This is a genomic window from Streptomyces pactum (genome assembly GCF_016031615.1).
Taxonomy (GTDB): Bacteria; Actinomycetota; Actinomycetes; order Streptomycetales; family Streptomycetaceae; genus Streptomyces; species Streptomyces pactus.
Window position 1 is genome coordinate 3,895,264 of sequence record NZ_JACYXC010000001.1, and the last position, 23,147, is coordinate 3,918,410.

General features: G+C 70.0%; 20 protein-coding genes, 1 tRNA gene and 3 pseudogenes. 11 read left to right on the plus strand and 13 right to left on the minus strand.

Annotated elements, in window-relative coordinates:
- The first annotated feature begins 872 nt into the window (after positions 1 to 872).
- The 4 genes from IHE55_RS15455 (at position 873) to IHE55_RS15470 (ending at position 4,446) form a co-directional block, all read left to right on the plus strand.
- Positions 873 to 1,226 (plus strand): ArsR/SmtB family transcription factor, encoded by a 354-nt coding sequence (locus IHE55_RS15455; protein WP_197989556.1) that lies wholly within the window; start codon positions 873 to 875, stop codon positions 1,224 to 1,226.
- 103 nt (positions 1,227 to 1,329) lie between these two features.
- The gene (locus IHE55_RS15460; protein ID WP_372442760.1) at positions 1,330 to 1,755 is read left to right on the plus strand and encodes an ATP-binding protein; all 426 of its coding nucleotides are present in this window, start codon (positions 1,330 to 1,332) and stop codon (positions 1,753 to 1,755) included.
- A 733-nt stretch (positions 1,756 to 2,488) separates the two neighbouring features.
- On the plus strand, positions 2,489 to 4,102 hold the full coding sequence (locus IHE55_RS15465) for an alpha/beta hydrolase (RefSeq protein ID WP_197989558.1): 1,614 nt from the start codon (positions 2,489 to 2,491) through the stop codon (positions 4,100 to 4,102).
- On the plus strand, positions 4,099 to 4,446 hold the full coding sequence (locus tag IHE55_RS15470; protein WP_197989559.1) for a serine hydrolase: 348 nt from the start codon (positions 4,099 to 4,101) through the stop codon (positions 4,444 to 4,446). The genes IHE55_RS15465 and IHE55_RS15470 overlap by 4 nt, the downstream gene beginning before the upstream one ends.
- Before the next feature lie 89 nt (positions 4,447 to 4,535).
- Here IHE55_RS15470 and IHE55_RS15475 read toward each other — a convergent pair whose 3' ends face one another.
- The gene (locus IHE55_RS15475; RefSeq protein WP_197989560.1) at positions 4,536 to 5,366 is read right to left on the minus strand and encodes a MerR family transcriptional regulator; all 831 of its coding nucleotides are present in this window, start codon (positions 5,364 to 5,366) and stop codon (positions 4,536 to 4,538) included.
- A 241-nt stretch (positions 5,367 to 5,607) separates the two neighbouring features.
- On the opposite strand from IHE55_RS15475, the gene IHE55_RS15480 reads away from it, so the two are divergent.
- Complete coding sequence (locus IHE55_RS15480) at positions 5,608 to 6,375, plus strand: GNAT family N-acetyltransferase (protein ID WP_307826676.1); 768 nt, start codon at positions 5,608 to 5,610, stop codon at positions 6,373 to 6,375.
- A 711-nt stretch (positions 6,376 to 7,086) separates the two neighbouring features.
- Here the strand turns inward: IHE55_RS15480 and IHE55_RS15485 are convergent.
- From IHE55_RS15485 to IHE55_RS15495, 3 genes are all read right to left on the minus strand, one after another.
- A complete protein-coding gene (locus tag IHE55_RS15485) occupies positions 7,087 to 7,350 on the minus strand; it encodes a hypothetical protein (protein WP_197989562.1) in 264 nt (87 codons plus the stop codon).
- Between the two features lie 97 nt (positions 7,351 to 7,447).
- Positions 7,448 to 7,654 carry a hypothetical protein gene (locus IHE55_RS15490; RefSeq protein WP_197989563.1) on the minus strand — a complete coding sequence of 69 codons (207 nt, stop codon included), beginning with the start codon at positions 7,652 to 7,654 and terminating at the stop codon, positions 7,448 to 7,450.
- Between the two features lie 5 nt (positions 7,655 to 7,659).
- Positions 7,660 to 8,205, minus strand: a complete 546-nt coding sequence (locus IHE55_RS15495; RefSeq protein ID WP_197989564.1) for a DUF5994 family protein — start codon at positions 8,203 to 8,205, stop codon at positions 7,660 to 7,662.
- A gap of 304 nt (positions 8,206 to 8,509) precedes the next feature.
- Between IHE55_RS15495 and IHE55_RS15500 the strand changes: the two genes are divergently transcribed.
- On the plus strand, positions 8,510 to 9,037 hold the full coding sequence (locus IHE55_RS15500; RefSeq protein WP_197989565.1) for a DUF5994 family protein: 528 nt from the start codon (positions 8,510 to 8,512) through the stop codon (positions 9,035 to 9,037).
- 51 nt (positions 9,038 to 9,088) lie between these two features.
- Here the strand turns inward: IHE55_RS15500 and nhaA are convergent.
- A pseudogene (gene nhaA / locus IHE55_RS15505) lies at positions 9,089 to 9,232 on the minus strand (Na+/H+ antiporter NhaA); the annotation flags it as partial.
- 637 nt (positions 9,233 to 9,869) lie between these two features.
- Positions 9,870 to 10,183, minus strand: a pseudogene (locus IHE55_RS15510) (DNA-binding protein); the annotation flags it as partial.
- 205 nt (positions 10,184 to 10,388) lie between these two features.
- Here IHE55_RS15510 and IHE55_RS15515 point away from each other — a divergent pair.
- Together IHE55_RS15515 and IHE55_RS15520 are read left to right on the plus strand one after the other, a co-directional pair.
- The gene (locus tag IHE55_RS15515; RefSeq protein ID WP_232265576.1) at positions 10,389 to 11,327 is read left to right on the plus strand and encodes a DUF4365 domain-containing protein; all 939 of its coding nucleotides are present in this window, start codon (positions 10,389 to 10,391) and stop codon (positions 11,325 to 11,327) included.
- 1,162 nt (positions 11,328 to 12,489) lie between these two features.
- Positions 12,490 to 13,299, plus strand: a complete 810-nt coding sequence (locus IHE55_RS15520; protein ID WP_232265577.1) for an SAVED domain-containing protein — start codon at positions 12,490 to 12,492, stop codon at positions 13,297 to 13,299.
- Between the two features lie 41 nt (positions 13,300 to 13,340).
- Here IHE55_RS15520 and IHE55_RS15525 read toward each other — a convergent pair whose 3' ends face one another.
- The 5 genes from IHE55_RS15525 to IHE55_RS15545 all read right to left on the minus strand — a co-directional run bounded on the left by IHE55_RS15525 (position 13,341) and on the right by IHE55_RS15545 (position 18,111).
- Complete coding sequence (locus tag IHE55_RS15525) at positions 13,341 to 15,125, minus strand: ThiF family adenylyltransferase (RefSeq protein ID WP_197989567.1); 1,785 nt, start codon at positions 15,123 to 15,125, stop codon at positions 13,341 to 13,343.
- Entirely contained in the window at positions 15,122 to 16,132 is a 1,011-nt protein-coding gene (locus IHE55_RS15530; protein WP_197989568.1) for an SMODS domain-containing nucleotidyltransferase, read from the minus strand. Before IHE55_RS15530 ends, IHE55_RS15525 begins: the two co-directional genes overlap by 4 nt.
- Positions 16,133 to 16,742: 610 nt before the next feature.
- Positions 16,743 to 17,261 carry an ImmA/IrrE family metallo-endopeptidase gene (locus IHE55_RS15535; RefSeq protein ID WP_197989569.1) on the minus strand — a complete coding sequence of 173 codons (519 nt, stop codon included), beginning with the start codon at positions 17,259 to 17,261 and terminating at the stop codon, positions 16,743 to 16,745.
- Positions 17,248 to 17,562 carry a helix-turn-helix domain-containing protein gene (locus tag IHE55_RS15540; RefSeq protein ID WP_197989570.1) on the minus strand — a complete coding sequence of 105 codons (315 nt, stop codon included), beginning with the start codon at positions 17,560 to 17,562 and terminating at the stop codon, positions 17,248 to 17,250. The genes IHE55_RS15535 and IHE55_RS15540 overlap by 14 nt, the downstream gene beginning before the upstream one ends.
- 222 nt (positions 17,563 to 17,784) lie before the next feature.
- Positions 17,785 to 18,111: a MazG-like family protein gene (locus IHE55_RS15545; RefSeq protein ID WP_197989571.1), complete on the minus strand. Its 327-nt coding sequence runs from the start codon at positions 18,109 to 18,111 to the stop codon at positions 17,785 to 17,787.
- A gap of 1,134 nt (positions 18,112 to 19,245) precedes the next feature.
- Between IHE55_RS15545 and IHE55_RS15550 the strand changes: the two are divergent.
- Positions 19,246 to 19,808, plus strand: a pseudogene (locus IHE55_RS15550) (IS701 family transposase); the annotation flags it as partial.
- 316 nt (positions 19,809 to 20,124) lie between these two features.
- Here the strand turns inward: IHE55_RS15550 and IHE55_RS15555 are convergent.
- A tRNA-Gly gene (locus tag IHE55_RS15555) sits at positions 20,125 to 20,198 on the minus strand.
- Between the two features lie 485 nt (positions 20,199 to 20,683).
- On the opposite strand from IHE55_RS15555, the gene dcd reads away from it, so the two are divergent.
- Both dcd and IHE55_RS15565 read left to right on the plus strand, forming a co-directional pair.
- Positions 20,684 to 21,259 (plus strand): dCTP deaminase, encoded by a 576-nt coding sequence (dcd, locus tag IHE55_RS15560; protein ID WP_197989572.1) that lies wholly within the window; start codon positions 20,684 to 20,686, stop codon positions 21,257 to 21,259.
- A gap of 2 nt (positions 21,260 to 21,261) precedes the next feature.
- The gene (locus tag IHE55_RS15565; protein WP_197989573.1) at positions 21,262 to 21,759 is read left to right on the plus strand and encodes a phosphoribosyltransferase; all 498 of its coding nucleotides are present in this window, start codon (positions 21,262 to 21,264) and stop codon (positions 21,757 to 21,759) included.
- A gap of 310 nt (positions 21,760 to 22,069) precedes the next feature.
- Here the strand turns inward: IHE55_RS15565 and IHE55_RS15570 are convergent, their stop codons facing one another.
- Positions 22,070 to 23,077 carry a Yip1 family protein gene (locus IHE55_RS15570; RefSeq protein WP_197992033.1) on the minus strand — a complete coding sequence of 336 codons (1,008 nt, stop codon included), beginning with the start codon at positions 23,075 to 23,077 and terminating at the stop codon, positions 22,070 to 22,072.
- Positions 23,078 to 23,147 lie beyond the last annotated feature (70 nt).

Here is a 23,147-nt window from a genome sequence, read left to right on the forward strand (position 1 = left end):
GCGGACACGCACGGGACCCCGCCGCCACGGCCGGCCACCGGCCGAAGCCCCGCTCCGGCCGGACCACCACGGCCCCCGGTCGAGCGGCACACCGCCACCCCGGTGCGGCGGCGCGGTACCGTCCGGCGTCGTCCCCACCGCCGGTACGGCGTCTCGCCACCCGGTACGAGGCGGCGCCGACCTCGGCGGCACGCGGCCGTGCGCCGACGTACCGCGTCGCGAGGACCGGTGCCGCCGACGGGCGTTCCCGGACCTCCGGCACCGCCCCGGGCGCACCGCTCCCCGGCCGTGCGCCACGCCGGAATCCCGGTGGCCGATCCTCCACCAGATCCGCCCACCGGCCAAGACCCCCGTCCCACCGGTCCCATGGATCCCACGCATCCCACCGATCCCACCGGTCCCGGTCCCAGCGGTCCCCCCGATCGTCACGAGGCAGGGGGCGCCGGCCGGTGCCGGGGCCGGCAGCGTCCCGGCCCCGGGGAGTGCCCGGGCCCGGGAAGCGGTCCGCGCGGTCGGTGCGCCGGTCCGGATGGGTGCCCCTCCGCGACCGTTCTCCAGAGGTGCGCCGGTCCGGCCGGCCGGTCCGTTCCACCGCCGTGCCCGGCCCGGGAACGCCCTCGCCGGGGCGGGCCCGTGAACGGTGGCCGGGGCGGGGCGGACCCGGCCGGCGTCGCGGCGCCACCGGAACCGGCCGGCCTCACGGCCCCACCGGCCCCCGGCCGAGGCGCCCCGAGCCGCGTCCCCGGAGCCGGCTCGAATCCGCCGTACCACCGCAATTGCGAAATTGTGCAATATGGCGGATGCTGTGCCCGCCGGGACCGCAGGGTGCCGCGGGTCCGGCCTCGTGGTGTGGACGGGAAAGGCGGGCGGTCGTGTCGGTGCCGCTGTATCAGGCCAAGGCCGAGTTCTTCCGGATGCTGGGGCATCCGGTGCGCATCCGGGTGCTGGAACTCCTCCAGGACGGTCCGAAACCGGTGCGCGAACTGCTCGCCGCGATCGAGGTGGAGCCGCCCAGCCTGTCGCAGCAGCTGGCCGTGCTGCGCCGCTCCGGCATCGTCACCTCCCGCCGTGAGGGGGCCACGGTCGTCTACGAGCTGGCCGGCGGCGACGTCGCCGAGCTGCTGCGGGCGGCCCGGCGGATCCTCACCGAGATGCTGGCCGGGCGCGACGAGCTGCTGGCCGAGCTGCGGGGCGCCAAGGGCGCGGCGGTGGAGCGGCACCGGTGAGCGGCCGGGTGCGGCCCCCGGCGCCGCGGGGCGGCGAGCCGGCCCGTCACGGCCCGGCGGTGCCCGGGGCGCTCCGCACCGCGGAGGTCCGCGGCGAGCCATGATGTACAGCTGGCCCGTGGCCCTGCCCTACCGCCACGTCCTGACCGTGCCCACCATGCCCCAGGCGGTGCGCCTGGCCCGGGAGACCGCCGAACAGGCGCTGCTGGAGTGGAACATCGCCCGCGGCCACCCGGCGGTGGACCCGGCGCTGCTGATCCTCAGCGAGCTGGTGACCAACAGCGTGCGGCACGCCGCCGCGTACTCCCCGGAGGTCACCGTCCTCTACGCGGCCGGCCGGGAGACGCTGGCCTTCGGCGTCCACGACCGGCACCCGGAACGGCCGCCGCTGCGCGCTTCGGCCACGGCCGGGCGGGGCGGCGGCCTGGCCACCGTGATGGAGCTGACCGCGGACCTCGGCGGCACGGCGGTGGTGCGCGGCGACACCGACGGCGGCGGCAAGAGCGTGTGGGTCACCCTCCCCCTGTGACACGGGGGCGAGGGGCGGGCGCGGGAGGCCGGGGTACGGGTACGGGGCCCGGGCGCCGGGTGCGGTGCGTTCCGCGGCCGAGGGGCGGGCCGCCCCGTGAGGCCGGTGCCGGATGCGCCGCGTGCCGTGCGTGCGCCGGGCGGGCCGTGGCCGGAGCGCGGTGCGGGGCCAGAGCGGTCCGGGGCCGGAGCGCGGTGCATGCGCCGGGCGGGCCGTGATTGGGTGCGGTGTGCATGCCCGCTCTGCCGCGCTCGCCGCACGCCGTGCCCGCGCGCCGGGTGCGCCCCGACCGGTGTGCCGGAGCCGGAGCCCCCGAGCGGCGTGCCGGAGCTGAAGCCCCCGGACGGCGTACCGGAGCTGAAGCCCCCTGACCGATGTGCCGCGGCCTGAGCCGAACCCCCCCGAGCGGCGTGCCGGAGCCGAAGCCCCCTGAACGGGGTGTCTGAGCCGGAAACTCCCCGGGACGGCGGGCCCGGGCACGGTGGCCGGGGGCGGGCCGACACGGCTCACGGGTGCCGCGTGCGGTGCGGCGGCGGTGGCCGTCCCGCGTGCCCGGGGAACACCGGGCGCCGCCGCAGCCCCGCACCGCCCCCGGGCGCCGACTCCCGCCGAACTCCCGTACTTCGACTGGGGGGTTATCCCCCCTTCCCGCCCTCCCGCTGGCCCCATGGTCCCGTCCCGGTGCCCTTCCTAGGGTCGGGGGTGATCACCCCTCACCCCTCCCAGGAGCACCATGCGCGTCACACCCTTACTCGCGGCCGGGCTGGGCCTGGCCGGACTGATCGCGGGTGCGCCGGCCGCGTCCCCCCGCGTCCTCCGCCTCCCGCACACCCCCCCCGCGCCCGCCTCCCTCACACCCTCCGGGTCCTCCACACCCTCCGCCGCGTCGCCGTCCGCGCCGTCGTCCACCCCGGACTGGGGCCCCTGTCCCGCGGCGCAGCGGGAGCTGGTCGAGGCGGGGGCGGAGTGTGCCCGGGTGACCGTGCCCCTCGATTACGCCGACCCCGGCGGCCGGACCATCCGGATCGCGATCTCCCGCATCGAGGCGAAGGACCGGGCGAACCGGCGCGGCATCCTGCTGTCCAACCCCGGCGGACCCGGCGGTCCGGGGCTGGCCTCCACCCTCGGGCTGCGGCAGACCATGAAGGACGTGGCGGACAGGTACGACCTGATCGGCTTCGACCCGCGTTTCCTGGGCGGTTCCACCCCGGTCAGCTGCGGTCCGGCCGGTCCGGCCGACCCGCCGCGCGAGACGACCACGCCGCGCCGGGACTTCGAGGACACGGTACGGCGGGCCCGGGACACGGCCCGGCGCTGCTTCGCCCACGGTGACAACGCGGCGCTGCTCCCGCACGCCACCACCCGCAACGTCGCGCGCGACATGGACGCGATCCGCGCCGCGCTGGGCGAGGACCGACTGTCGTACTACGGCGTCTCCTACGGCGCGGACCTGGGGGCCGTCTACACCCAGATGTTCCCCCGCCGCGCCGACCGCGTCATCCTCGACTCCTCCACCGACCCCGACGCCACCCAGTACGAACTGTTCCGACGGGCGGGGAAGCCCCTGGAGGAGGGGCTCGACGCGTGGGCGGAGTGGACCGCCCGGCACGCGGACACCTACGGGCTCGGCACCACCGGCCCCGAGGTCCGCGCCGCCGTGCAGCGGCTGCTCGACCGGGCCGAGCGGCGGCCCGTGGCCATCGGCGGCACCCGGCTGGGCGCGCCGCTGATCCGCCTGTTCCTGCGGCAGTTCGTCCAGCACCAGGAGTACGACCCGGCGCTGGCCGCCACCGTGCGCACCCTGGTCGACGCGGCGGCGGGCGAGCCGGTCGAGCCGAACCCGGAACTCGCCGCGATCCTCCAGCTGCTCAACTCCCCGGATCTGGCGGACTCGTTCACCGGCGGGGCGATCTTCATGTGCGGTGACCGCGGCTGGCCCGCGGGCGGCTGGCCCGAGGAGCCGCGGACGTACTGGAAGAACATCGTCCGCAGCCGTGCCACCCAGCCGGTGTTCGGCCCGCTCGTCAACGACATGACGGCGCCCTGCGCGTTCTGGGAGTCCACGCCCCGCGAGCCCGCCACCCGGATCGACAACCGGGTGCCGGTGCTGATGCTCCAGGCCCGGCACGACAACAACGTCCCCTACGACGGAGCCCTCGCCCTGCACCGCAAGCTCAAGGGGTCGCGCCTGGTGACCGCGGAGATCCGCGCGCACGGCGTGTACGGGCGCGGCGCCGAGGGCAAGACGCCCGTCCCGTGCGCCGACCGGGCCGTCAACGACTACCTGCGCGACGGGACACTGCCCGCCGCGGACCTCACCTGCGGTACGGAGGAGAAGACCGGATGACCCTCAGCAGGCGGGCGGCGGTCACGGCCGCCGCCGGAACCCTCCTGGCCGGCGCGGCGGCCTCCGGACCTGCCGCGGCCGCACCGGCCACCGGCGGCCCGCTCCAGCGGGACGCCGACGCGGTCCGGGACACCGGCGCCACCGGCGTCCTCGCCGAGGCGCAGACCACCCACCACCGGGCCGCCGTCCGCTCCGGCGCCGCGGCCCTGGCGAGCGGCACGCCCGTGCCCTGGGACGCCTACTACCGCATCGGCAGCGACACCAAGACCTTCACCGCCACGATCACGCTCCAGCTCGTCGGCGAGAACCGGATCCGCCTCACCGACACCGGCCCTTCACCGTAGGACGCGCCGGCGGCAGGGCCGCGCCGGGGCCGGGACACCGGACCGGGGCGTGAACCGGGGCCGTCCGGCGGCTGTCCGGCGGCAGCCGGCTATGGGGCCGAGCGCGGCCGAAAGGGCACCGCGACGTCCATGACGTGCTCGTCCGGCCCGGCGGTGGCCCAGTTCGGGTGGTACACCTCCCGATGCGGGGCGCTAAGGGTGTATCCGCGCTCGGTGAGCCACCTGCCGACGGCGTCGTGGGCGGCAGCCACCACCGGACGGCTCCCGGGCTCGCGTGTCAGGGCGGTGTACGCCGCACGGTGCGCGGGTTCGATGCGCACCCCGGTCCGCTCCGTCGGCTCGACCGGGGCGTGCGTGGGGGCGCAGACTTCGACCAGGCCGCCGGAGTCCTCGCTCACCGGCCCGTGGTACACGGCGAAGACCGGTCCGGACAGGCACGCTCCCACCCGCCGCAGCCGGGCGAAGAGCGACTCGCTGGCCTCGGCGAGGAAACCGGGCAGCTCGGCGGCGGTCACGTGGCGCCGGGTGAACAGCACCTTCTGCTCCGGTACGGCGCGCTCGGCGATCACATACCCGGTCGGGCCCCTCCCGGTCAGGACCTCCCGGACGTAGGCCGCCGCGTGCCGGCGGGCCGCGTGCACGGAGTCCTGTTCTCGCCAGTAGGCGTCGAGCAGCCGTACCGGCTCCTCCCCGCTCGCGTCGAGCACCGCCGCGATCCGCGCCAGCGGCATGCCGGTCGCGCGCAGCAGCGCGATGCGACGGGCCCGTTCGACCTGGGCGGGGCCGTAACGACGGAATCCGGTCCGGGGATCGACCCGGGCCGGCGGCAGCAGCCCCCGGTCGCCGTAGAGGCGCAGCGCCTTCAGGCTGAGATGGGTCCGCACCGCGAGCTCCCCGATGGTGATCAAGTCCTCTGCCACGCCGCCACTGTGCTCCCTCCCCCTGGGGGAGAGGCAAGCCGGATCACGCACCGCGGCCTCCGGCCGCATCCCGGTACCGATGGCGCACCGCGTGCCCCGCCGAGGGCGTGCGGCGCGAGAAGCGGGTGCCGGAGCGGTCGGCCGGACCCGGGACACCAGGTGGCCAGCCGCGCAGGTGGCCCAGCCGGCCGGTCGGGAAATGGCTCCTGCTCAGCGGCAATTGCGCAGTACCGTGGGCGCGGTGACGACACGATCTACGTCGGCCGACCGGCCCGCATCCGTAGCCCTGGCCGAGGCGCCGACGCGTCAGGCCCGTAACTCCGCCGCCTTGTGGACCGCGATCGGCCGATGCCGGGGACACGAGGTCATCCGGCGCCGCGGATTCGTCGCGGTCAACGGCGACGTGCGCGCCGGCCTGCGGATCCTGATCCAGGAGCCGCACCTCGACCCGGACGAACTGACCGAGGCGAGCGAACTGGTACGCCGAGCCCCGGGCCCGGTGAACGCCGAGGATCCGTTCAGCTCGACCGACCTGGGTCACCTGGGCATGCGCGGCTGGCAGATGCCGATCATGGTGCGCCCGCCCGGGCCCGCCGGCGAACCGGTGCTGGACGTGATCCGGGTGCGGCGGCCCGAGGACCTCCAGGCGGCCGAGCGGATCGTGATCGAGGGCTTCGAGCTGACCGGATTCACGCCCTATCGCCCGGGCGAGCTGTTCCCGCCGGCGCTGATCGAGCAGCCGGGCGTGGACGTGTTCCTCGCCGTGCACGACGGCGTGCCCGCGGGAGCCGCCGTCACCGTGGTGGACGACGGGGTCGGCGGCCACTACTGGGTCGGCACGTCGCCGGCCTTCCGGTCGCGCGGCGTGGGGCGTGCCGTCATGCTCGGCTCCCTCGCCCACCTGGCGGACCTGCCGGTCACGCTCACCGCGTCGAAGCTGGGCAGGCCGCTGTACGAGACGCTGGGTTACACCGCCGCGGCGCACGCGACCTGGTGGGCCTCCCCGTGACGCCCCCGCGGGGGCCCGCCGGTTCCGAAACGCCGGCCCGGCGACGAAGCCCCAGGTCACCGACCTGGGGCTTCGCTCCGGAGCGGGTGACGAGAATCGACCTCGCGCTCTGAGCTCGGGAATCACGCGGACCTTGACGCGTCACCGCAGGTCAGCGGCGCTTCACAATGCCTGATGCGGCCTTCCGGGGCCGTCCTCCGAACCTGTGGTTGCCCATGGCTGGCCGCCCCTGCTGGCGCGGCAGCGGGGCGAGACGGCCAGAAGCGGCCGTGCGTGCGCGTCCAGCCGTCGCCGTCGGTGCGCGGCCCCGTGCAGGAGACGTGCCCGCCGAGTGCGCCCGGCCCGCGTCACAGCCCCGGCGTATACACACCGGGCCCGCGTCACAGCCCCGGCGTATACACACCGGGGCTGCCCTTCCGGGCCGGTGCACGTGAGAGTGCGCCAACCCACGACCCATGGTACCGCTCGAAGCACCATCCCGGCATAACGTACATTCCAGGCGCCCCTGGCCGGCAGGAGGTGCCAAGCACCGCCTCAGCCGCTCCTCCTCCTCGGCCCCCATGAGCCGAATGCCCTGGTGCGCCGAATGCCCTGGTGCGTCGGAGTGACCATCGCGGGTGTATGTCCTGCTGCGCGGGAAGCGGAGCCGGGGCGGCGGGGCGCCCTGCCCGTCCGTGTGGCTCGCCGTCACGAGGCGTTGCGGCCGGTGCCTCAGAGCTCGTCCGACTGTGTTCGGTCATCGTTCGAGGACTTACTGGATGCCAGCCAGGAGCGGGCGGGTTCGGCGGCGTGGGTGGTGTCCACGGTGAAGTGGAGACGGGTTCCGCCGTCGTCGCCTACGGGATAGCTGCGTTGTTCGGTGGAGGCGAAGCAGCGCCGGAGAACCTCGGCGACCCGGCGTGCCGTCCCGGGGGATGCGGCGACGATGCGAACCTCGGCGTATCCGGCCGAGGGCCCTGGTTCCGCTGGTTTCATGGTGTCCTCGTTCCTTCGGGTGGCAGGAGGTGACGTGCCGGTGGGCGCGCCGCCGCAGCGCCGTACCCACCGCCCCCGGGTCAGAGCGGAGTCGGTGTCATCCGCGGTCCCCGTCGTGGTGTCCTGCGTCCCCGTCGGTCGGCTGTCGGCGCTTCCGGCTCCGGCCGCCGCGTCGTATCGGCAGGACCTCGCTGTAGCGGAAGGCCGCGATCCTTTGGCCGTGCTGGGCGTTGAGCAGGTGGATCAGCAGGACTCCCAGGGCGATCACGGCGAGGATCACAACGGTGGTGATGAGAGCCTCCACTGTCCTCACCCCTCCTGGATGGAGGTCGCGAGCCCGATCCCGTGATTGAGCGGCGGGGGTGTGGCCCCGCCCTCGGTGTCCCACTCCGATTCCCGGCCGCGGTCCTCGGCCCCGTCGCGGACCGCGTCCTCGTCGTCCATCAGCCTGCCGGCGGTGAGGAGGCTGCCGGGGGTGGCCGCGGCGGTCATCAGCCGGGCGGCGGAGGCCGCGCTGGTTTCCGGTGGGATCACCAGCAGGTCCCAGCGACCGGCGGGGTGGGAGAGGAGGATCAGCTTGTGCGGGTCCTGCTCATCGGTGAACCAGCCCACGTGCACCGTGTGCCCGGTGACGGCCACCTTCGGGGGGATCACCGGCCAGTGGGCCGGGTGCACCGTCACGTGGGTGATCCGGCCCCAGCACCTGTCCAGCCTGTCCGTCAGAGCGGGCAGCTCGCGGAAGAGGTCGCGCGACCGGGGCCACCAGGCGCCGTCCAGGAGACCTGGAGGCGCGCCCGCGGGTGTCAGGGTCAAGCGGGCCGGTGGTGAGAGGACGCGTTCGGTGGTCGTGGTCATGGCGCGAACCCGCCTCCGGGCTCGTCATCGACTGCCCGGTGTTGTTGCTCGCCGGGAACGGCACCGGCACGGGAGCCGGTGTGCGAAATACTCCCGGTCTCTTCACCCTACTCCGGCCCACGGCCCGTATGCCCCCGCGACCAGCCCTATCTCAGGAATGCGAGCCCGTACCGATGCGCGGACAAGCCCGCCGGCCGGCAGGCGGAGTACGGTGAAGCCCTGAATTGCTTCGCTGTGGCAGCCACGGCGGTCCTGCCGCAGGCTGTTCAGTGAAGATGCCGAGCCCCGTCGAGGGGGATTCACCATGGCCGACTCCGACACCCCGCGCCCCCCCAGGCTCCTGCCGGAGGGGATCCACGAGGCCGTGAAGCCCGGGACAGCGCTTCTGAGGCTGGAGACGACACGGCTTCGCGAGGGAATCCTCGATGGCGCGTGGTGGCCGCGATCCCGTGAAATCGCCGCTGAACTACCCGCTCTGGTCACAGCGTTGAGTCAGCATCTCGGTCCGATCACCCGCGTCGGGCTGGACGCGAGTGCCTGGGAGGAACTGCCGACGCGACTGATCATCGACGACCGGGTCGTCCACCTCGACTCCTTCCCGGTCGGCGACGACACCGTCCTCATCACCCGGGGTGACAAGGATCTTTTCTCCCTGATGGTCGTCCCCCCGCACACGACGCCGGACGCGGCCCGTGCCGCGATGGCCCAGGCCGTACGAGCCGACAACATCACCCCGGCCGAGCAGATCCTCATCGACACCGGGACCAGTCCCGTGGGCCCGAGTCCCGCGGAACGCGCACCGACAGACCAGCGACCCAGCGATCGGACCTGACGCTCCGGGCCCTCCCCCCGCCAGGCGGTCGTCCGGTGCTCAGTTCCCGCCCGCGGCCACCAGCGCCACCACGGCGGCGCCCAGCAGCAGCAGGCCGCCGACCGTCTCCGTCCGCAGGGCACGGGCCACCTGCACGCGCTCCGGCCAGGGCAGCAGCCCGAGGAAGACCGAACGCTCAGGCGGGGCAGCACACATGAAGAGGCACCTCCTGGCATCGAGGCACGGGCACAAGGCCCCTTCGACGCCGACCAGGCTTCCCGGCACACCCCGCGCCTCGCGGTGCGTTCTTCACACACCGTCCGCCGCAGCTCCCACGCCCGTGGCCACTGCTGATCCAAAGGCACCCCGGCGAGTCGGCCGACTGCGCCGAGAACTGCCGCCAGGCAGCGATGCGGCCCGGACCGATCACCGGCCCGCCCCCGCATCCGCCCCGACGGGCGGGGTGTGGAGGGACTCGCAGACGCGCTCCGCGGCGTGCGATTCGGTGCAGTAACCGGCGCCTGATGAGGCCCCGCAAGAGGTCTAGGCAACCAACAAGGTTCAGGTTTTCGACCTGGGCCTTCGCTATGGAGCGGGTGACGAGAATCGAACTCGTGCTCTGAGCTTGGGAATCAACGGCGCCTGGAGATCAATATGGGCCCTGACCAGAGGGAACTCCCCTTCGAGGGGGCACTATGAGGCATGCGGGCTGCCCCCTGTCGACCGTGGCTGACCGGGCTGGAGGGCACGGATGGGGCACGGTCGGCGGGAGGGGTGCCACAGCAGCTGCCCGCTCCGTCGGGTGCGCGGGAGGCACTCGACCTCTGGCGCGGTGGCTGTTGTCGGCGGTGTCTTACAGCGCGATCAGGTGCACCCGGCCGCCGCGGAGCTTGGTCATGTCGTCGGTATCGGACGTCAGCACGGCCACCGGTCCCGGCTGGCGCAGGGCCGTCTCGGCGACGGTGGCGTCGATGGCGTACTTGTGGCCATACAGCCCTGCGGCCTTGAGCAGCTCGGTGGCCGCCTTCGCGGCCTGTTCGGTGACCGGTTCCACCTTGACGCGTGACAGCGTCCAGTTGAGGCGCGGTGATTCATCCGGGCGTGGCTGACCTCGACGATGCTGATCGCACCGACCACGATGTCGGCGCCCATCGTGTGGAAGACCTGGCACGCGTGCGGCACGACCCCAGGCCGCTACGGAGCCCTCATGGGCGTCCGGTGAGCCACATCTGCTGGCAGGGTCTGAGCAAAGACGCCAGTGACTGGTCGAAGTTGTCCCTTCAGTTGACTCCATAGCTACGTAACGAGGTTACGGAGACCAGGCTGTCAGTCCCACCCTCTAAGCTGGGAATCGCTGGCTGCCGGAACGGGCATGAGGAGATGCAACTTGACGGTCGTTGCTCCCGCGCACCTGGTGGACCGGGCAGGGGTGTCTCGGGCCGCATACCTGGTTACCACCCAATTGGGTTGGCTTTTTCGTGAGCAAGAGACCAGCGATATTGGCATTGACGCTCAAATTGAGGTAGTGGACGAGGCTGATTATCCTGCCGGGGCTCCCCGGCGAGGGACAGGTCGACTATTGGCTGTACAGATCAAGTCTGGCACCAGTCGGTTCACGAAGTCGTCAGAGCTCGGCTGGTGGTTCTATTGCGATGCAAGCCATATCGAATATTGGAAGAATCATTCACTTCCAGTTGCTCTCATGTTGTTCGAGCCGGAATCTGAGCAGATTTACTGGCAGCATGTAAATGAAGAAACGATCGTTGCTGCCGGGAACAGTTACAAGGTGTTCGTGTCCTCAAGGAATCGATTGAGTGGAGCATGTCGGGATGAGCTAGGTATTCCGGCTCGGCGCCAGACTGATGGCGGGTTGGTGATCACAAAACCGACGCGAGGTTCATCTGTGCGGCAGGCGGACTATGAGCTGGCAGGTGCCATCGACCTGCTGGTTGCCAGCATGGGGAAAACGCTGGAAGAGGCGACCCCAAGAGATTTCCGCTTTGCCTTCGCGGCTCAGCTGCGTGCGCTATACCGTCGGGCCGGGGCGCCCAAGGTTGACGTCTTGTCGGTGAAGACCGGATATGAGGTAGCGAAGCTAACTGCCTATCTGGAGGGCGCGACGCATCCTAGTCGAGGACGTGTTGTCGCAATCGTTGAGGCGCTTGTTGAGTGTGCACATGAAAAAGGTATCAAAATCCCCGGATATTTGATGGATGTGCGCGCCTGGGAGAGGATGTGGCGCGTTTCCGATCGGCCGGGAATGCAAAAGATTGTCAAAAATAAGGCGCGAAAAGGAGCATCCCCGTCTTGACGGGTTCAAGCTCTTCAGCCCCCTGCAGAGGACCGAATGCCCACCCTTGCCACGTAGATGCCCCCAGCTCTCATCCCGCGTCCGCCGTCGACCCACACTCTGCTAGCTCTGCCTGGGTCGACGGTGGACGGGCTGGGAGCCCCCACGGTCACCACACTCGGCCCGCAGTCGCGTACGGCGCCCCTTCCATTCCCTGAGACAGGTGGCCTTGTTGCGTTCGTAGTTGCTCTCCGAATAGCCGCAGACTTTGCAGCTGTGCCGCTCGGCCTCGGTGAGGCTCGTCATGTTCGCCACGGCTCGGACGAGCTGGCGACGGTCAGAGCGTCGTCCATATAGGTCTCATGGATGAGGGCCTCGTTGGTCTGTGGGGACGGAGAGATTCGGCGTCCCGAATGCCGTAGGTGTTGGGGGCGCCTCGCCCGCGGCGGTGAGCATCGCGATTGCCCGCAGGGGTGCCGCCGAAGGGGCTGAGCTGATCCATTCCACGTCCTGTGGATGCCGGTATGGACGAGGGGGGCGAGGTGAGGGAAGGTCGTCGGCGAGGAGCTCGTCGTCAAGGCCAGAGTCGACGGGAGGCCATCGGCGCTGAGGGAGGTCCCTCACGGATCAAGGACTCAGACACTGGACCGCCTCATTGTGGAGCACGTCCCAGGTGCGGATGGATCCGGGGCGCGCGGGACTTTGTCAAGCCTCGGCCTTGCGGTAGCGGCTCCAGAATAGCGTCGCAAGGAGGGAGCGCGGTGGCGCGGAGGTAGATGAAGTGGACGACCACGGGGCGGCACGCAGCACAGGCAGCAAGCCTTCCGAACTGGTGCGCCGGGAGGTGTGGGTGCGGAGTGGGGGCAGGTGCGCGCTGTGTAACGAGTACCTGTTGGAGGGGCCAGCATCGGGGCGCACCTTGCATCTGGGACAGGTGGCGCACATCGTGGGCCGCAGTAGCGGCGCGCTGTCTCCACGGGGCCAGGCGTCCTTGGATCCTGCTCTACGGGATGATGCCGACAATCTGATGCTTCTGTGTGCCAATCAGCATGGTGAGGTCGATGCTCGTGAGGGACTGGACGTGTTCACAGTGGAGAAACTCCGCCGACTGAAGCAGGAGCATGAGGACCGAATACGGCATCTGACGAGTCTGGGACCAGACCGAGCTACTACGGTGGTACGGATGGTGGGGCAGGTCCACGCGCAGGAGGTGGAGCTGTCGAGGCAGTCGGCCGCTGCGGCGGTGACGGCTAGGGATCGGTTCCCACTTTTCCTGGAGTCTTATGCTCGGCATGGTCTGGAGATCGATCTGAGGGGTGTACCCGGGGAGTCGTCTGCCGTTCCGTGCACGGCATTGCAGGCCGCTTCTGCGAGCCGTATTTACTACCGGTCGGCGAGGATACTGATCGATAGCGTGATCGAGCGGCAACTGAGGGTCGGCATCATGCGGGATGCCGTGAGGCATCTGAGCGTGTTCGGCTTCGCGCGACTTCCGCTGTTGGTGTATCTGGGATCGCGTCTAGACGACACCGTGCCTACCGATATATACCAGCGTCACCGGTCGGACGAGTCCTGGATATGGCGAGACGGCGACGTTCCGGCTGTCTCCTTCACCACACGGATCGACCATGACGTTTTGGCGGGAAGCGAGGCGGTGGTGGTCATGAGTGTGTCCGGGGCGATCGGACGGCAGGAGCTGCCGTTGGCTTTGCGAGCCCTGCGCCGTTACGAGATCCGGCCGGCGCAGGTGCCGACGAGTCCGGACATCCTCCGTGACCGGGCATCCTTACAACGGTTCTCGTCTGCGCTGCGGGACTTCTTCGCTCTGCTGGAGCGCGAGTCCAGAGCGCTGCGACGCTTGCACGTTCTGCCCGCATTGCCAATGTCTGCGGCGGTTGCGTTGGGGCGTGCTCATCATCCCCAAGTCCACCCACAGCTGGTGATATACGAGCGGCTGGAGGGCCATTACGTGCCCACGCTCGAAGTCGGCTGAACCGTCCGACGACCTGAAGTCGGGCGGGGAATGACCGTCGGCTAAGGAACGGACGGGCCTGCTGGTTCGAGTGCGTAGGGCACGAAGTGATGTGTCGGCTCGACTCCGGTATGGGGCTGGGCGCATAGGTGGGTTCCGGAAACGGGGTGACGCAGTTGTGTGCCCAGGAGTGTGACGAGAGTCGCGGTCACACCAACGAGGTCGGCGGCCGATCCGTGGAAAGTGGGGACAGAGCATCCACGGGTGGGACGGATTTCATCGCTTGCTTCCGGCTCGCTCCACAGAGAGTGGTAGGGCTCCAGCTCGGGGGCGGCAAGGACGTGTCGGCCGACGGCATGGTCTATAGCCAGGGGGCCCTGGTTGGTGTCCTGTGCCGAGATGGTAAGTAGGCCGAGGCTGGCAGTTGTCGTATTGGTGGTCATCTGGGCCAGTACCGCTCTACGACCGGGTTGCTGTGCCAGGAGGTCGAGGAAGCGTCCGACGGTGACGCTCACGGTGGCGTCGATGATGACATCTGCGTCCTGTGTCGCGGCCACAAGTGCGGGCGAGGGAGGCGGGGCGCAAACATCGACGGTGAGGTCGTCGCGAATACCTTCGAGTCGTTGCTTCAGGGCTGTGGCCTTTGCCGAGCCGACGTCGGTTTCGTCGTAGTTCTGTCTGACGAGTAGACCTCCGGTGACGGGTGCGCCCAGATCACTGAGGGTGATGTGGGCGGCTCCGGCTCGGGCGATGAGTTCAGCGGCCCACGAGCCTATGCCACCGCATCCCCAGATGTGGACGCGAGCGCCGTGGAAGGCGCTTGTCGGTCGTTGTGCGTCGCGGCGTGTGGTAACGGCTGGCCGCTCGTCGGAGAGATAGCACCATTCGATGCCGGCTTCGCGCACGTCGGTAGGTAGTACAGACAACTGCTGCGGCGTGCCCGTCTGGGTCGCTGTCCGTAGTCGGTCACTTGCCTGGGTGGGTAGGCGTCCGGCCAGGAGGAAGGGCGGACCTGTGGGGACGTCGCGGTGGGGGACCGCGAGGACGAAGTACTGGCATGTCTCCTGGGGGTTCCTGCGTGCACTGTTGGCCAGTGCACGCAGGAAGGCGTACGAGTCGATCCCCCGCTGTCCTGTGGTGGGCGACTTTGCGGGGTGGTGGGTGTCATCGATGTGGTTGAGGAGGTCAGCGAGGGTGCCGCCAGCTCCATAAGGAAGGCTGTGGCTGAGGGTCAGCACTGGGAGACGCAGGCTGTGTGCATGGGTGCGTCGGCGGGTCAGATCGAGCCGGTGTTCGGAGCGGGGAGTGAGCCATCCGGTGAGTGCAGGGCTGTGCGGTCCTGGTTCTCGTACGACGATCGTGGGGCACCCGAGTGTGTAGTGGAGAACGCCTCCCACGGCGTGATACAGGGCGGTGGCGGCGTCGAACTGGTTGGTTGCCGCGTCGGTGAGCCACTGCCATAGCCGGTTCAGGACTGCTGTCATGCCTCCTGCCGGGTCCCATTCGCGGCTGGCATCCAGGTAGATGCACAGCTGGTGTCCTTCCAGCACATGCGGCGTTCCGGCGAATCGGCGGTGTGGTGCCAGCACCCACGGGGGCCGCAGCTCGGTGGATGGCAGGACGAGGAGGAGTTCTTCGTTCTCTTCCAGGGCCAGGCCGCCTTCGGCCCGGAGAACGTCTGCGGTGTGCAAGCTGATGCGAATGGTTGCCAGGCCGCTCGCGTCGACCGTCGGGCGTCCTATGACCTGGAGGGCTCGGGGGTGTTGTTCGGCGAGCTGTGCGAGGTCGGTCAGAAGGCGCCGTTGCCACGGGCTCGGAGTAGGAGAGGACGGCTTGCGCTTAGTCATCCCGCACGCCCCCTGCGAGAGGGAGCGATGACCAGAGGCGCCACCGGGAACTTCGGGCTAGCCGCAGGTGTGGTGGATGATGCGGGGAGGCGGGCCGGCTCGGGGAAGCGGGAGCCGAACAGCTCACGCCACAGACGGACACTGGCGTCGGGGTCGGTCTCGTCGTAGGCGGCGCGGATCTGGCGGGCGTGGGTGTGGATGCGGGCGCGGAAGTAGGCGTAGGTGGTCTGGTCCCATCGGTGGTCGAAGGTAAGACCGGATCCGGAGGGGTCGGGAATGGAGGGCTTGACGGGGCGGGCCTGCATCCAGACGTCGAGATCCTCGACGATGGTAAGCAGCGTGGTGGGCACGTTGCCGTAGCAGCCGGGCCGCATCAGCGGGACGGCGTGCTGGACCCGTTCGCCGAGCAGGGTGGTGAGGATGATGGAGCGTGTGCCGGTGAAGGAGTTCCTGTGGTCACGCAGGTACTTCATCAGTCGGATGACCTTGCGGAGGTTGCCGTTCGCGATGGCGTCCTTTTCCTGCATCCAGGCCGTGAAGCCAGCCGGGTTGGTGACCTCCCACTCACCGTTGTCGCGGTTGACGATGACTTCTCGGCCGTCCGCGAGCCGCACGTAGGGAACGATGTCGACGTGCATGGAGTTGGCGTACGTCAACTGCACGCAGCGGCACTTACGCGTGTGAGGCATGTCCTTGTAGACGCTGTGCCGGTGGAGGGCGGCGTAGACCTGGTCGATGTAGGTTTTCGGGCTCTGTGCCCACTCCGAAACTTCCTGGAGATGGAGCATGAAGTCGGCGTCGAACTCCTTGTCCCCCTGCGGGTTGATGATCGTCCGCTGCGCCCACGACCCCTGAGGCTTCTTGCCGAGGATGAGTGGGCCGAGTTCGGGATTGGCCTTGAGCGCCTGGTAGATGGCCTCGACGCGCTGAGCGAGGAGGCTGAGTCGGGCCTCGCTGAGGTTGACGGTGTCCCGCAGAAACGTGGTGAAACAGTTGACGTGCTGCATGGGAGTCCCTTCCTGGAATGAAGGTTGATGCTGGCACCTGGGCAGCGGCGCATGCTCGCGTCGTTACGACAGTGGTACTGTGCGTGACGACTAGCGTGCCCAATCGGCCGCAAGCCCCATGGCGGGGTGCGGACGTGCACCGCAGTGCGGTGTGGATGTTGCCGTCTACCTGGCGATCGCGGGGCTATCGGACGCATCGGTTGACAGCCTTGCTGACCTGACGGTGTTGTCGGCCAGGCTGGCCATCGACGGCAGCTGGGCCAGGCTGGGCCTGGACGGCGAGTTGCGGTGGATGCGCAGGTGCTGTCCGGTCGGGTGTCGCCGTCCGTCGTCACGGAGTGGCGCACGCCAGGTACAGCCCGGTCAGGTGTACCCGATCAAGCGGAACGGGTACACGCGGTCCCAGAGGGCGTTGTTGCTCTCTCGTGTAACAAGAACACCACACACAGCAACATGGGCGCAAGCAATATTCGATAGACAGTCTCGCTGACATTTTGAGGGTCGCGCTGCGGCCTCTCAGGATGAGCTGGCGCCGGGGCAGCCTGCGTGCCCGCGCCTCTTGGTAGGGCGGGCGGGTGGATGTTCGGGGCGGCTCCTGGCGGGGGGCGTGCTACCGGGCAGGGCCCGAGATGATGCCCAGGTTCATCAGACGGTAGGTCATGGCGATCTCGCTCAGCTCGAATCTCTTCGACAGAGCGCTCACCAGCTCTTCGACTGTCTGGAAGGGGGTTCGGCTGACTGCATCCCGGACCATTGTCTCGGGAGCCAGCAGTGCCGCAGCGAACCGGTTGGCCTCGATCTCCTCGCGGTCGGTGGCCATGCTTGAGACGGTGTTGCGGTAGTTCACGCGTGTACCCGTGTCGAGGATCAGGGGCCGGCCGGGATGCAGGCGCAAGTGGGCGAGCTCGTGGGCCACCGTGAAGCGGCGCCGTTCGCAGGAATGGGACTTGTTCACGCCGATCACACAGTGGCCGTCCCGTCGCAGGAGCATGCCGGACACGTCATCGTCCAGGTCCTGCGGGACCACCAAGACGTCGAGACGGCGTGCTAGTTCGTAGGGATCGATCGGAGGAACTGAGATCTGGAACTGCTGCAGCAGAGCACGCGCCGCGACATCAGCCCTGGCCATCGGCATCCTTCAGCTTAATGGCCGCGGACCACACTGATGCCACGTCGTCCGCGTACCGTGCGGGAAGGCCGGAGGCTTCTTCTCGAAGATGCGGAAGCAGGTCCGCCGGCTGCACGTTCAGCACCGCTGCGATGCGAGCCAGACGGTACAAGGGTGGGGTCTGCGTCCCGGCCTCGATGTTTGTGATCGATCCGCGGGACATTCCCGTGCGCCGGGCGAGCAGTTCTTGCGTCAGCCCAGCCTGCTTCCTGGCCTCGCGGATCAGTCGGCTCACCTCTGCGTTGAACGCCTTCTCCTCCACGCTGCCCCCAAAGGCGATGCCAGTCTCACTGACAACTTACTTGCTCGCTTCCAGCGCGGCCAGGTACTCGACCAAGCGAACGCCCGGGTAGCCGGCCGGGACATCTGGAATGGTGATCGATCGACCGGATTGCTCCCAGCTAGGCCGACGTGGAGGGGAGGTTGTGGTACGAGTCAGCGGCCGTGTTGAGGGGCACGACCGCCGACGTGATTGGAGGTGGCGTCAGGCGATGGTGGCCTGGAGGCCCCTGCGGGTGCGGTGGTGGATGATTTCGTTGAACGTGTCGCGGGCGCCGGTGGGGTCGATGTAGTGCATGGCCTGCAGGGCGGCGATGACGGCGCCGACGAGGTCGTTCTGGACCTCGGCCCAACGGTGTTCGTCGGCGCAGGTGGTGAGGCCCTTCAGGCCGTGCAGGGCGTGCATCGCCTCACCGGCCTCCTCGGCGACCTTGCCGACCTGGAGGGCCTTGGGTTCCTCCGGGGGGTGGTGGGCGCCGACCTTTCGGCAGACGGCGGAGAGCCTTTCGAAGTCGTCCCACAGGTCGTCCATGACGGGTCTCCCATCCGTGTGGCCGGGCCCTGGTGGGCCCGGCGGCGGGGTCAGGGCTGTGCGGGGCGGCCGAGTTGGCGGACGGTCCAGCCGGCCGTGCGCCAGGTGTCGGCGTTGAGGAGGTTGCGGAGGTCCACGAGAAGTGGGTTCGCGACGAGGGGGGCTAGGTGTATTGATCACGAGCGTTGTTAACGCTGGCTGGCCGCTTGCGGCGGCCGGCTCGGCGGTGGTGCAGGGGCAGGACCACACCGGCGCGTGGCCGACCGGGGAGAGGCGGGGGTCGGGCAGGTCGTTCATGCGGGCAGGACTCCGTCCTGACGGGGGGCCTGTCGGCGAACGCCAGAGGCCCAGGGGCTGGTCGCAAGGTGGCGCAGCTCAGCGGCAGTTGGCCCTGTCGACTCTCGGGCTGCGTGGCACACAGCCTTCCACGCTCCGGCCTTTCGCCGCCGCGCTCCTGGGGGCGGTTTGTCTGATGTGCGGCTTGCCGGCCCCGCCGGTGTTCCCCGCCTCGCCATGAAATCCGTGGCCTGGCCGTCCCGCGAAGGCTGATATCACGACGGCAACTTCCCCGTCCGCGGCCCCCCGGGCGGCCCACCGTTTGTTCCGGCCGACTTGCCGCCCAGACCCCTTCAGCAAGACGGTGGGTGCAGCACGACACCGATGGTGATCCGCCGGTGTCCTCCTGACGGCTCCTGGTCGCAAGCCCGAACCCGTTTCAGGACATCTGGCAGGCGCGTTGGCCCGCGCCTGCCCACGTCGTCGGGCTGGCGTCCTCGATGCTGGCCCGACGACGTCGTACGCCCCTCCGCCGCCGGACCGCAGGAGCCGGTCACTGCCGTTGCGACATGCCCCGTTCCGGACACCAACGTCCGCGCCACCGCGTCGCTTCAGCGTGCCGACGGGTGCTGCCCGCGATGCGGCCGCGCACCTGGTGCTAGCCGACGCCCCACCGCACGGGGGTCGTCCTGGCCCCCTTCGGCGGCACCGGCACCATCGCGGCGGCAGCCAAGACTCCTCGGACGCGTCGGCATCAGCCTGGATCTCTCACCCGCGTACATCTAGCTCGCTACCTGGCGCAGCCGCCTACCGCTGAGGCGGCACCAATCTCCCGAGGTAGCACAGCTGTAGCCCGATGTGTGGTCAGCGGAGTTGGCAGAGCTGCTGGTGCGGATCGGGCACCAGTTCGGGCGGGTAAATCTGCGGCGCCGTATGCGTGCCTACGCGCACGGCCTGCTCGGTGCGGTGGGCAGGAAGAACAGCTGGCAGCTGGCCGAGCACGCCGGGCACAGCCCCCCGCAGGGCTGCAGCATCTGCTGGGCCGGTCCTACTGGAGTCCCGACGAAGTACGCGATGACCTGCAGGCATACGTTGTTGAAGAGCTCGGCGAGCCCGCTGGAGTGCTGGTCATCGACGACACGGGGTTCCTCAAGAAGGGCACGGTCTCGGCTGGAGTACAACGCCAGTACTCCGGCACCACCGGCCGCACCGAGAACTGCCAGATAGGTGTCTTCGCCGCCTACACCTCACCCAAGGGTCGCGCGTTGGTGGACCGGGAGCTGTATTTGCCCAAGTCCTGGACGTCCGACCGGGACCGCTGTCGGGCGGTGAGGATCCCCGACGAGCGCGAGTTCACCACCAAGGGCAACCTCGCCAAGGCCCTGGTGGCCCGGGCGCTGTCCTGGTCCGTCGTAGCCTGGGCCGCACGGAGGAGATCGTCTACTACCTCGCCTACGCGCCGGGCGGCACCGCCGTCACCGAGCTCGTGCGCATCGCCGGGATGCGCTGGGCGACCGACCGTAGGATCTTGTGGCTCGACGAGTGGCGGCGAGTGATGCAGGTCGCAAAATATGTGTTTCGCCATTCGAGAATGACTGGTCCCTGTCGGTCGAAAGGTCACCTTGCGGGGGCGGTGGATAGGGGCCGGACGGGTAATTGGGGCACGCGGAGGGCACGCGGGTTATTGAGAGGTATAGACAACAAAAAGGGCCCAGGTCATTGACCTGGGCCTTCTTTTGGAGCGGGTGACGAGAATCGAACTCGCGCTCTGAGCTTGGGAAGCTCATGTTCTACCATTAAACTACACCCGCGCGAGGCGCTGATCTTGCTGCGCCTCATCGTTGGACACTTTACCTCATGCCCATCCCCCGGTGCACGCGCCGCGGGGATTTCGCCGTTCCGGCCGGGGTGGGCCGCCGGCGGCGGGCCGGGACGCGCCTGCGGGCGGGCGCGAGTTGGGGCGTACGGTGGGGGCGGAGCGGCGCGTGGAACGGTGAACCATTCATCCCCTAATGTGGCTTTTGTCTTTCACGTTCTCGGGGAAGGGACTCGATGGAGCACACCGTCGTCCGCTGTGCCGAAGGCCACGTGTTCAGCACCGCTTCGTTTCCGATGCGGAATCTGGGGGCCGCCCGGATCGGCCCCGGGCGGCTGATCCGCTGCCCGCGCTGTGCCCGGCTCAGGCATGCGGTGCCGGTGGTTCGGCAGAAGCGGTAGCACGCCGGTTTCACCGGGGCCGCGGTGTCCGCCTTGGGGCGGGCCCGCGGCCTCCGCGCTGTTTGCGTATCCTCGTCCCGTGCTTCTCTCTGACAAGGACATCCGGGCCGAGATCGACGCCGGGCGGGTGCGGATCGATCCGTACGACCCCGCCATGGTGCAGCCGTCGAGCATCGACGTGCGCCTGGACCGGTTCTTCCGGGTGTTCGAGAACCACCGGTACCCGCACATCGACCCCGCCGTCGAGCAGGCCGATCTGACGCGGCTGGTGGAACCGGAGGGGGACGAGGCCTTCATCCTGCACCCCGGGGAGTTCGTGCTCGCCTCCACCTACGAGGTGATCACCCTGCCGGACGACATCGCCTCCCGGCTGGAGGGCAAGTCGAGCCTGGGCCGCCTGGGGCTGCTGACGCACTCCACGGCGGGGTTCATCGACCCGGGGTTCTCCGGGCACGTGACCCTGGAGCTGTCCAACGTCGCCACGCTGCCGATCAAGCTGTGGCCGGGGATGAAGATCGGCCAGCTGTGCATGTTCCGGCTGACCTCACCCGCGGAGCACCCGTACGGGTCCGCCCGGTACGGCTCCCGGTACCAGGGGCAGCGGGGGCCGACGCCCTCGCGCTCGTTTCTGAACTTCCACAGGACGCAGGTCTGATCATGAGCGTGAAGCGGGAGAACCTGACCTACGAGGGCTTCGGCTCCGCGGTCCGCGAGCTGGCGCAGACGATCGCCGACGACGGCTACGAGCCCGACGTCGTGCTGTCGATCGCCCGTGGCGGGGTGTTCGTGGCCGGCGGGCTCGCGTACGCGCTGGACTGCAAGAACATCCACCTGGTCAATGTGGAGTTCTACACCGGCGTGGGCCAGACGCTGGAGATGCCGGTGATGCTCGCCCCGGTCCCCAACGCGATCGACTTCTCCAACAAGAAGGTGCTGATCGCCGACGACGTCGCCGACACCGGCAAGACGCTGAAGCTGGTGCACGACTTCTGCCTGGACCACGTCGCCGAGGTGCGGTCCGCGGTGATCTACGAGAAGTCCCACTCGCTGGTGAAGTGCGAGTACGTGTGGAAGCGCACCGACGACTGGATCAACTTCCCCTGGTCCGTGGAGCCGCCGGTGGTGCGGCGGGCCGGCCAGGTGCTGGACGCCTGAGCGGCGCCCGGCGCGGCGCCTGACGCCACGGAGGTGGCCGGCGCCACGGACGCACGGACGCGGCAGGCGTGCGCCGGACGGGCGAGGCCGCCCGGCGTCACGGATGTGCGGAGGGCCCCGGCCGGAACCCCTTCAAGGTTCCGGCCGGGGCCCTCGTGCGTGGCACCGGCCCGGCGTCCCCGCGCGCCGGCGCCGGGCCGGCCCCGCGGCCGTGCGGGGGCGGGGCGGTGGGACGGCGAGACCGGGCGGCGCCGACCGGTGCGGCGCCCGGCCGGCGTGGCGCCCGCCGGTGCGGCGGGCGCCGCGCGGGTCACAGCGTGCCGAGCTTGAGCAGCGACAGCAGGGCGATCAGCTGGATCGCGGACGCCGCCAGCGCCCGCGGCCAGGGCAGGTCGTGCGACTTGCCGACCATGGTGGTGAACAGCGCGCCGGCCGCCACCCAGGTGCCCCAGCCCAGGATCTGCACGAAGGTGCTGTCCCCGCCGAGGAACATCGCGATCAGCAGCCGCGGTGCGTCGGTGATCGACATGATGAGCATCGACAGGCCGACGGTCGGCGCCCAGGTGCCGTCGCCGCCCAGCTGCCGGGCGAGGGTGTGGGTGACCGCGCCCAGCACCAGCCCGCTGACCACCACCGCCACCCCGGTGCTGAGGATCGCCGGGATGCTGTTGGACAGCGAGGCGTTCAGCACCTCCTCGCGGGCCTGGTCGAAGCCGAAGACCGCGAGCAGGCCGTAGATGAACGTGACGATGAGCGCCGGGCCCCACACCGCGTGGTCCCGCATCTGCCAGAAGGTGGCCTGCGGGCGCAGCACGATCCCGCTCAGCAGGTCCTTCCAGCCCAGCCGGGGGCCCGGCGGCGCCGGGGCCTGGCCGCCCCGGTACGTCCCGCCGTCGTTGTAGGGGTCCGGACCGTAGCCCGGGTCCTGTCCGTAGAGGTCGTGGTCCGGCGCCTCGCCCAGACTGAACTGCTGGGTCTGACCGGGGTCCCCGTCGGGGTAGCCGCCGTGACCCGCCGGACCGCCGTGCGGGGCGTGACCGCCGCGTCCGTCGAAGTACTCCGGCTCGTCCGGCGCGGGCTGCCCCCAGTGCTGCCCGGCGTGCGGGCCCGGGTGCGGGCCCGGACCGCCGGGGCCCGGGTGCTGCCCGTGCTGCCCGTGCGGTGCCTGCCGGCCGTACGGCGGCGGGTACGGTCCGGGGGCCTGCTGACCGTACGGTGCCGAGGGCGCCTGACCGTACGGAGCCTGCTGCCCGGGGTACTGTCCCGGCCGGCCCTGCGGCCCCTGTTGCGCGGAGCGGGGGTCGCGCCCGCCTCCCATCCTGTATCCAGCCACCTTTCGAACGTACCTGGTCGGCGGGGCCGCGGTGCCACGGCGGGGGAAGGAGCGG